An 8483-nucleotide genomic window follows, 5' to 3' on the forward strand; every position below is an offset into this window, starting at 1 on the left:
TGGGTGGGCAGGGCCTCGACCAAGCTCATGCGTCCTTGAAAGCGTCGAGACCGGCGGCGGTCATCCTGGCCAGGAATTCGGTGACCTCGTAGTCCGCGGCGCCGGTCTTGGCGAAGGGGTCGGCAGCCAGCCTGGCGTCGAGGATCTCGCGCGGGCATTGCGCGATGATGATGCCGCCGGTCCGCGGCGTCTTCGGCCCGGAAGCGATGAAGATGCCCTCGGCGTAGCAGGCCTTCAGCCATTCGACATGCGCTGGCTGCAGTCGGTCGATCTCGGCCAGAGGAACCTTGTAGTTCAGCGAAACGACGAACATGGCGCTTTCCTGGTTCACACAAGCTTCGCGGGTATCAGGCCGCGCAGCGAATTGCCGACGAAGAGTGCCTTGGCCGACTTCAGATCGTCGTAGCTGTAGATCGCTTCTCCCGCCCGGCCTTCGTCCAGAAGCTCGGCGCGCAGTACGCCAGGCAGCAGGCCGCAATCGAGCCGGGGCGTAGCCAGCACGCCGTTGCCGAAATCGGCGAAGACATTGGTGATGGTGCCTTCGCAGATTTCGCCGCGCTCATTGGCCAGCAGCACCTCGTCGGCCTGGGTGACGAGATACTCGGAACGGGCATGGGTGTAGAGCTGGCGCCGGCTGGTCTTGTGGCGCAGCAGCGTGTTTTGCGAATCGAGCCGCGTCCGCGCGAGCCGCAATATCCAGACCTTGTCGGCGGCGAGCGGTTCGTAGGGCTGTGCCGAGGCCGTCGCGTCGCCGTTGCGCGCCAAGGCGAGCCGCGCGCGCATGGCTGTTCGGGCGCCGTCGACCGCCTTGCCAAGCACGGCGCCTATCTTCTGTGGATCGCAGGCAAAGCCAAGCTCCTGCGCCGAGCCATAGAGGCGCGCAAGGTGGCGATCGAAGCGCAGGAAGCCCGCCTCGGGCTGCCAGCGCATCGTCTCGATCAGCTCGAAATCGGCGGTGTCCCCGTCGCGAAGCGGGCTTTGAGCAGACACTCCTGATACTCCTCCCCAGGCGTCGAATCGAAGACGATGCCGCCGCCGACATTGTAGACGGCCTCGCCACTGGCAAAGAGCGAGATGGTGCGGATCGCCACGGAAAAGCGCATCGTGCCCCCGGGTGCGATCCAGCCGATGGCACCGCAATAGACGTCGCGCGGCGTGCCCTCCAGATCGTGCAGGATCTCCATGGCGCGGATCTTCGGTGCGCCGGTGATCGAGCCGCAGGGAAACAGTGCTGCAAACACCTGGCGGATGGTAAGGCCCGGCAGCAGCTTCGCCCTGACGTCGCTCACCATCTGGTGGACGGTGGGGTAGCTCTCGATGCGGAACAGTTCCGGCACTTCCAGCGTGCCGACCTCGCTGATCAGTGAGATGTCGTTGCGCAGGAGATCGACGATCATCCGGTTCTCGGCCTGGTTCTTCTCGTCATTGCGCAGGAAGGTTTTCTGCCGCTCGTCCTCGGTTTTGGTCGCGCCGCGCGGGGCCGTGCCCTTCATCGGATGTGTCTCGATCATCCCGGCCGCATTGATCTCGAAGAACAGTTCGGGCGAGCGCGACAGCACGATCGGATCGCCCAGCGCCACCAGCGCGCCATACTTCACCGGCTGGCGTTCGGTCAGCGCATCGAAGGCGGTAAGCGGGTCGCCCGACCACTGCGCCTGCACCGGAAAGGTCAGGTTGCCCTGGTAGCAATCGCCTTGCCTGATGTGCTGGTGCAGTCGTGAAAAGCGTTTCTCATAATCCTCGAAGGACCAGGCCGCCCGCGCATCGAAGATCGGGCCGTTCGGGGTTGCCGCATCGCGCGGCGGCACCGCGTCTTCGACCGGAGCATCGAAGACACCGAGGCAGATCAGCGGCGTGCGACGTCCCGGCGGCAGCAAGGGAACCAGTTTCGTTTCCAGCAGATAGCCGGCCTCGTAGGAGAAATAACCGGCCAGCCATTTGCCGGCGTCATGCGCGGCCTGCGCTGCTTCCAGCGCCGGCCCGAAATCCCGGGCCTCATGCGCCACGATGATATCGGCCGGCCGGTCGAACACGAGCTGACGCGCGCTTTCGTCGTTGCGGAAGATGGCGGCGGGCAGGGACATGGGGACCAGGATCGATGAAGCCGTCGATCGCTCTATATGGGGGGCCGCTCGCGTGCAATCGAGGGAACGGCACCTTGCCCCTCAAAGCCGACCTCGTGGCGGGCTTGCCTGCGAAAAAAAAAAGAAGTCGGCGGGGCCTGTGGCCCGCCGACTTGATGGTCTGCCTCTGGCGCTCAGGTGTTGCTGGCGGTTCCGGCTGTCGGAAACTGCTTGGCGAATTCCTTCTCGTCGCCGGCGGCGAGCAGCTTGGCTTGGTCGATCCAGCGTTCGCGGGCGATGCGGCCGTCGAAATTCATCACGTCCTCGATCCGCTTGATGTCGGCCGCGGTCCAGGCGGCAATCTGGGCGAAGGTGGTGACGCCCTGCGCCTTGAGCAGCTTCTCGTTGACCGGGCCGATACCGATCAGCCGGCGCAGATTGTCCGATTTGCCGGCCGCAGGCTTGGCTGCCGCCGGTGCGGCCTTCTTGGTGGCTGCCGGCTTGGGCGCGGCCGAACTCTTTGCCGAGGAAGCGGCGGAGGCCGCGGTTTTGCTGGCGGCGGGTTTGGCGGCCGCGGGCTTCGGAGCAGCCGACTTGGCGGCGGTGGCCTTCGCCGGTGCAGCCTTCGCGGCGGGTTTGGCAGGCGCAGCCTTGGCCGCCGCCGGAGCGGGTTTGGCGGCCGCCGGCGTTGACATCAGGGCGGCCGGCGGCTGACTTGACGCCTTTGCTCCACCCGTCTGCGCCTCGCGCAACTGGCGCTCGAGGTCGGCGCGGGTCTTGCCGCATGCATTGAGTTCGCCGGTCAGGCGGTCGCCGTCGGCACGCAGCCTGTCGCGCTCGCCGCGGGTGCGGTCGAGATCGCCGCGCAAGCTGTCGAGCTCACCACGCAGGCGACCCCAGATGAACCAGCCAACCAGAACGCCTACAAGGAACGCCAGGACCACGTAGAAAAAAGTGCCCATTGTCTCTCTCCAGTCAGATCCGTCTGCCGTGGGTCATGACCTTCGGCGATGGACTACTCGGTGATGGTTCCGCGGGTTCGCAGAACAGCCGGCTTCGGTTCGAGCTGTCGGCGATCGGGTTCTCCAGCCCATGGCCAACGGCCGTTGTCGCGTTCGCCTGAGCGTCACGGCCGGCTGAGATTTTCCCTCGCCGATCCGCGTAGGCTCCGGCTGAGCTTGCCGCGAAGGCTATCATAGAGCTTGTGGAAAGCTATGGGAAAAACTTCCGCCTAGAGTTCTTCAAGAACAAATATTTAGCGAAAGAACAGTGCCGTCCCAACATGCATACCGGCTAAACTGTTCTTTGCAAGCGAGAGGCGTCTCAGCCGTCGAGCGTTTCCAGTTCATCGATCAGGCCGCTGATGACGCCGAGCCCGATCTGCCAGAAGGCGGGGTCGGTGGCGTCGAGGCCGAAGGGCGCCAGAAGTTGCGAATGATGCTTGGTGCCGCCGGCGCGCAGCATCTCGAAATACTTGTCCTGAAAACCGCGCTCGGCATTCTGGTAGACGGCGTAGAGCGAGTTCACCAGGCAGTCGCCAAACGCATAGGCATAGACGTAGAACGGCGAATGGATGAAGTGCGGGATGTAGGTCCAGAACACCTCGTAACCGTCGCGCAACTTGATCGCCGGGCCGAGGCTTTCGGCCTGCACTTCCAGCCAGAACTGGCCGAGCCTGTCGGATGTCAGTTCGCCGTTGCGGCGCTCGGCATGTACTTTGCGCTCGAATTCGTAGAAGGCGATCTGGCGCACCACGGTGTTGATCATGTCCTCGACCTTCTGGGCGAGCATGGCCTTGCGCTCGCGCCGGTCGGTGGTCCGCTCGAGCAGCGAGCGGAAGGTCAGCATTTCTCCGAAGACCGACGCCGTCTCGGCCAGCGTCAGCGGCGTCGAGGCCATCAGCGCACCCTGGCCTGCGGCCAGCACCTGATGCACGCCGTGGCCGAGTTCATGCGCCAGCGTCATCACGTCGCGCGGCTTGCCCATGTAGTTGAGCAGAACATAGGGGTGGGCCGACGGCACGGTCGGATGGGCGAAGGCGCCTGGCGACTTGCCCGGGCGCACCGGCGCGTCGATCCAGTTGCGGTCGAAGAAGGTGCGCGCGATCTCGGCCATCTCGGGCGAGAAGCGCTGATAGGCGGACAGCACGGTGTTGCGCGCTTCGTCCCAGCCGATCACTGATTGCGGCGTTTCCGGCAGCGGCGCGTTGCGGTCCCAATGGTTCATCACGTCCATGCCGAGCCAGCGCGCCTTCATCGCGTAGTAGCGATGCGACAGGCGCGGATAGGCCTCGCGCACCGCGGTGGCGAGCGCGTCGACGACGCCGCGCTCGACGCGGTTGGCGAGATGGCGGGAATCGGCGATGTCCTCGAAGCCGCGCCAGCGGTCCGAGATTTCCTTGTCCTTGGCCAGCGTGTTGGTGATCAGGGTGAAGGTGCGCAAATTCTTGCGGAAGGTCGCGGCCAGCGCCTCGGAGGCGCGGCGGCGTACTTCGCCATCGGCATCCTGCAGGCGATTGAGGGCCGGCTCCAGCGTCAGGTCCTCGCCGTCGACGTCGAAGCGAAGGTCGGTCATCGTCTCGTCGAACAGGCGGTTCCAGGCGCCGCGCCCGGTGATCGACTTTTCGTGGAAAAGCTGCTCGACGCGGTCCTCGAGCTGGTAGGGCTTGTCCATTCTGAGGTCGAGCACCCAGGGCCGGTAATGGCCGAAAGCCGGATCACTGGTGAGCGCGCTTTCGATCGCGTCGTCGTCGATCAGGTTCAGTTCGAGCGCGAAGAACAGGAGATGCGCGCTGGCATCGGTCATCTTCTCCTGGATGTCGCCATAGAGCTTCGCACGCTGCGGGTCGGCGGTGTTGCCGGCATAGACCAGGCCGGCATAGGAGACGATGCGGCCGATCAACTCCTCCAGCGCCTCGTAGGCGAGCAGCGCCTCGCCCAGCTTGCCGGCGCCGCCGCGCCCGGCCTCGGCGGCGAGCGTGCCCTTCCAGCGGGTCTCGAAAGCGATCGCGTCGGCGGCTGCTTTTGCGATGTCACGCTTCAGTTCCGGGGCTTCCATGCCGGCGTAGAGGTCGGCAAGGTTCCATTCCGGCAGATCGCCGAGTTCGGCCGCGCCCTGACCGGACGCCGGTGCCGCAAGCCGCCGGCCAAACATCATGCGCATCGACCATACCTTCTGTGAATTATGAGCTCAGAATCAAGGGGATCAGGCAAGCCGGTCAAATCGTAAGGAATTCGTTCACCGGGTTTTTTGAAACCTTATTTAGAACCCTGTGCCAAGATGATCCATGGGGATTTCGGGCTCGGGCAGTTCAAGACAGTCATGACAGGTTCCATACTCATAGTCGATGACGATCCCGTGCAGCGCCGGCTGCTCGAGGCGGCGGTGACGCGGTTCGGCCACACGGCAATCGTCGTCGAGGGCGGCGAGGCCGGCCTCGACGTTCTCGACGGGCCCGGCGCCCGCGACATCGCGGTCGTGATCCTGGACCTGGTCATGCCCGGTCTCGACGGCATCGGCGTGCTGAAGGCAATGCGCGAACGTGACATCACCGTCCCGGTCATCGTGCAGACCGCCCAGGGCGGCATCGAAACCGTGGTGTCGGCGATGCGCCACGGCGCCTTCGATTTCGTCGTCAAGCCGGCGTCACCCGACAGGCTTCAGGCCTCGATCGCCAATGCGCTCAAGGTCGAGGCGGTCGAGGGCGAGGTCAAGCGCACGTCGCGCAAGCGGGGCGGATTGCTGACGTTCAGGGACATGATCACCCACAGCCCGGCCATGGACAGGGTGATCCGCCTCGGCCAGAAAGCGGCCGGATCCAACATCCCGATCCTGATCGAAGGCGAATCCGGCGTCGGCAAGGAACTGGTGGCGCGCGCCATTCAGGGCAGCGGCGACCGCCGCTCGAAACCCTTCGTCACCGTCAATTGCGGCGCCATTCCCGACAATCTGGTAGAATCGATCCTATTCGGCCACGAGAGGGGCTCCTTCACCGGCGCCACTGACAAGCACACCGGCAAGTTCGTCGAAGCGCATTCCGGGACGCTGTTCCTCGACGAGATCGGCGACCTGCCGCTCGACGTGCAGGTCAAGCTGCTGCGCGCCGTGCAGGAGGGCGAGGTCGACCCGGTCGGCGGCCGCTCGACCGTCAAGGTCGACATCAGGCTGATCTCGGCGACGCATCGCAACCTCCTGCAGCAGGTCAAGGACGGCAAGTTCCGCGAGGACCTGTTCTATCGGCTCAACGTCTACCCGATCTTCGTGCCGCCGCTGCGTGACCGCCGCGACGACATTCCGCATCTGGTGACGCATTTCATGGAGCGGGTGGCGCCCGCCGACCCGCGCCGTCGCCTGCAAGGCATTTCGCCAGCGGCCCTTGCCGTGCTGGAGGCCTATGACTGGCCCGGCAACATAAGGCAGCTGGAAAACGCCGTCTTCCGCGCCTCGGTGCTGTGTGAAGGCGACGTGCTCGATGTCGATGATTTTCCGCAGATTCGCGCGCAGGTGGAAGGCACCGTGAATCTCGAAATGGACGAAGCGGCACCTCGCCTGTCATCGCCTCCGGAGTTCCCCGATGAGGAGGGCCTGGCCGGCGATGCCGCTCCAGCCGCCGAGCCGGACCGGCCGGCCCTGCTTCAGCCTAGATTCGGCACGCTGCGGGCGCTCGACGAACGGGGCAATGTGCGCGCGCTGGCCGATGTCGAACTCGAGATGATCAAGCTCGCCATCGACCATTACAACGGCCAGATGAGCGAAGTCGCGCGCCGCCTCGGCATCGGACGCTCGACACTCTACCGCAAGCTCAAGGAATACGGCATCGACCCGGAGACGGGCCGTGTCGACCGCCTCGCTTCCTGAGGTGCGTTGATCTTCAGGCGAGGCCGGCCTGCAAGCGGCGGCTTGCCGCGCTTCCGGCCTTGGCCGGCCGAAGCACATGATGAGGATCGTGGCACCTGGAGCTACCGCCGGCGTAGGCCGGCGCTCAGGTACGAAAAGCACGCTCCCCGCCGGTTCTCGGAACCCCCTTGTTGGTCGTCTTGCGCCCGTCCTCGGCTCCGGCTCGGCCTGACCTTAATCTCAACACCTTGGGAGCGCTTGACCCCTTCCGGGACCAGGATCACGTGCCCCGACGCAAGGCCGGGACCAGCTTGCAATGGCAGGATTGGCCTCGGTCGCGGTTTCGGCCGGAATATGGCATGCCTCTGGACAGCTTTGTTCACGCATTAACGCTAACGGTAACAGATCGTGTTCGGCCGAAGCCGGAATCCTGATCTAAACCAGCGGTTTACCAAGAAACCTTGTGAACAATTTTTGACGGGATATCGCCATGGTGTTACCGCATTTCGGCTTCAATAAGCGACGATTAACCATTAGGATCGATATTCGGATGTGAAAACCACACGTCCGTTTGGGCAAATCCGGGGACAAACGGCAGCCTGCAAGGCCTTTTGATTTGAACAGAATCGAACGACTCACAAACGGGCGTCATCATCATTTGAGCGTCTGGCCGAGATGGCTGGCAGCGGTGATTGTCGCTTTTGGTTTTGTTGCTGCGGCAGCCACCGGCGCCAGCGCCGAGACGCGCTCGCTGAAACTCTATCACCTGCACACGCACGAAAAGGCCGAGATCGTCTACAAGCGCAACGGTCGCTACGTTCCCGAGGGCCTGCGCAAGATCAACATCATCCTGCGCGACTGGCGCCGCAATGAGCCGACCAAGATGGATCCGCGCTTGCTGGACCTGGTCTGGGAGGCCTATCGCGAAAGCGGCGCCACCGACTATATCCAGGTCGTGTGCGGCTACCGTTCGCCGGCGACCAATTCGATGTTGCGCAGCCGTAGCCGCGGTGTCGCCGAGAAGAGCCAGCATATGCTCGGCAAGGCGATGGATTTCTACATTCCGGGCGTGCCGCTGAAGAAGCTGCGCAACGTCGGCCTGAAGATGCAGGGCGGCGGCGTCGGTTATTACCCGACCTCCGGTTCGCCTTTCGTCCATATGGATGTCGGTAATGTCCGCCACTGGCCCGGCATCAGCCGCCAGGAATTGGTCAGCCTGTTCCCCAACGGCAAGACGCTGCACGTGCCGAGCGACGGCCGTCCGCTTCCCGGCTATGAGCAGGCGATGGCCGCCTACAAGGCACGCAAGGGTGCCGGTACGCCAAATGTCGAGCTTGCGAGCGCCGGCGGCAGCGGCAAGAAGTCCGGTGGCTTCCTTTCCGCTTTGTTCGGTGGTGGCGGCGACGACGAGGCCGACGACAGCGCCGATGTCGAGACCGCTTCGGCCGCCCCCGCGCCCAAGCCCAGAAACCTGAAGCCGGCGGCGACCGCCAACAGCGGCAACCTGCCGGGCATCGCCATCGTGGCGCCCGAGAATGCGCAGCGCGCCAACGTTCCGCAGATTGCCGACGAGCAGGCGCCGGA

At 64.5% G+C, this 8483-nt stretch carries 7 protein-coding genes; 2 read left to right on the forward strand and 5 right to left on the reverse strand.

Annotated elements, in window-relative coordinates; genetic code table 11:
* Window positions 1-25 precede the first annotated feature (25 nt).
* From C1D09_RS12750 to C1D09_RS12770, 5 genes are all read right to left on the reverse strand, one after another.
* Window positions 26-313 carry a YciI family protein gene (locus C1D09_RS12750; protein ID WP_143974671.1) on the reverse strand — a complete coding sequence of 96 codons (288 nt, stop codon included), beginning with the start codon at window positions 311-313 and terminating at the stop codon, window positions 26-28.
* A gap of 14 nt (window positions 314-327) precedes the next feature.
* Window positions 328-990, reverse strand: a complete 663-nt coding sequence (locus tag C1D09_RS12755) for an aminotransferase class IV family protein (protein WP_143974672.1) — start codon at window positions 988-990, stop codon at window positions 328-330.
* Window positions 939-2096 carry an aminodeoxychorismate synthase component I gene (locus tag C1D09_RS12760; RefSeq protein ID WP_425463414.1) on the reverse strand — a complete coding sequence of 386 codons (1158 nt, stop codon included), beginning with the start codon at window positions 2094-2096 and terminating at the stop codon, window positions 939-941. The genes C1D09_RS12755 and C1D09_RS12760 overlap by 52 nt, the downstream gene beginning before the upstream one ends.
* Window positions 2097-2257: 161 nt before the next feature.
* On the reverse strand, window positions 2258-3025 hold the full coding sequence (locus tag C1D09_RS12765; protein ID WP_143974674.1) for a proton-conducting membrane transporter: 768 nt from the start codon (window positions 3023-3025) through the stop codon (window positions 2258-2260).
* 361 nt (window positions 3026-3386) lie between these two features.
* Window positions 3387-5225: a M3 family oligoendopeptidase gene (locus tag C1D09_RS12770; RefSeq protein WP_167514587.1), complete on the reverse strand. Its 1839-nt coding sequence runs from the start codon at window positions 5223-5225 to the stop codon at window positions 3387-3389.
* A gap of 159 nt (window positions 5226-5384) precedes the next feature.
* Between C1D09_RS12770 and C1D09_RS12775 the strand changes: the two genes are divergently transcribed.
* The gene (locus tag C1D09_RS12775; protein ID WP_143974675.1) at window positions 5385-6920 is read left to right on the forward strand and encodes a sigma-54-dependent transcriptional regulator; all 1536 of its coding nucleotides are present in this window, start codon (window positions 5385-5387) and stop codon (window positions 6918-6920) included.
* 637 nt (window positions 6921-7557) lie between these two features.
* A partial coding sequence (gene mepK / locus C1D09_RS12780) for a peptidoglycan L,D-endopeptidase MepK (protein ID WP_143974676.1) occupies window positions 7558-8483 on the forward strand: 926 nt, incomplete at its 3' end.

Source organism: Mesorhizobium intechi (assembly GCF_002879535.1).
Lineage (GTDB): Bacteria > Pseudomonadota > Alphaproteobacteria > Rhizobiales > Rhizobiaceae > Mesorhizobium > Mesorhizobium intechi.

Bases quoted from the DNA above. Each gene is read 5' to 3' on its own strand.
- C1D09_RS12750 (WP_143974671.1), bottom strand. From the start codon at position 313: ATGTTCGTCGTTTCGCTGAACTACAAGGTTCCTCTGGCCGAGATCGAC.
- C1D09_RS12765 (WP_143974674.1), bottom strand. From the start codon at position 3,025: ATGGGCACTTTTTTCTACGTGGTCCTGGCGTTCCTTGTAGGCGTTCTG.
- C1D09_RS12770 (WP_167514587.1), bottom strand. From the start codon at position 5,225: ATGCGCATGATGTTTGGCCGGCGGCTTGCGGCACCGGCGTCCGGTCAG.
- C1D09_RS12775 (WP_143974675.1), top strand. From the start codon at position 5,385: ATGACAGGTTCCATACTCATAGTCGATGACGATCCCGTGCAGCGCCGG.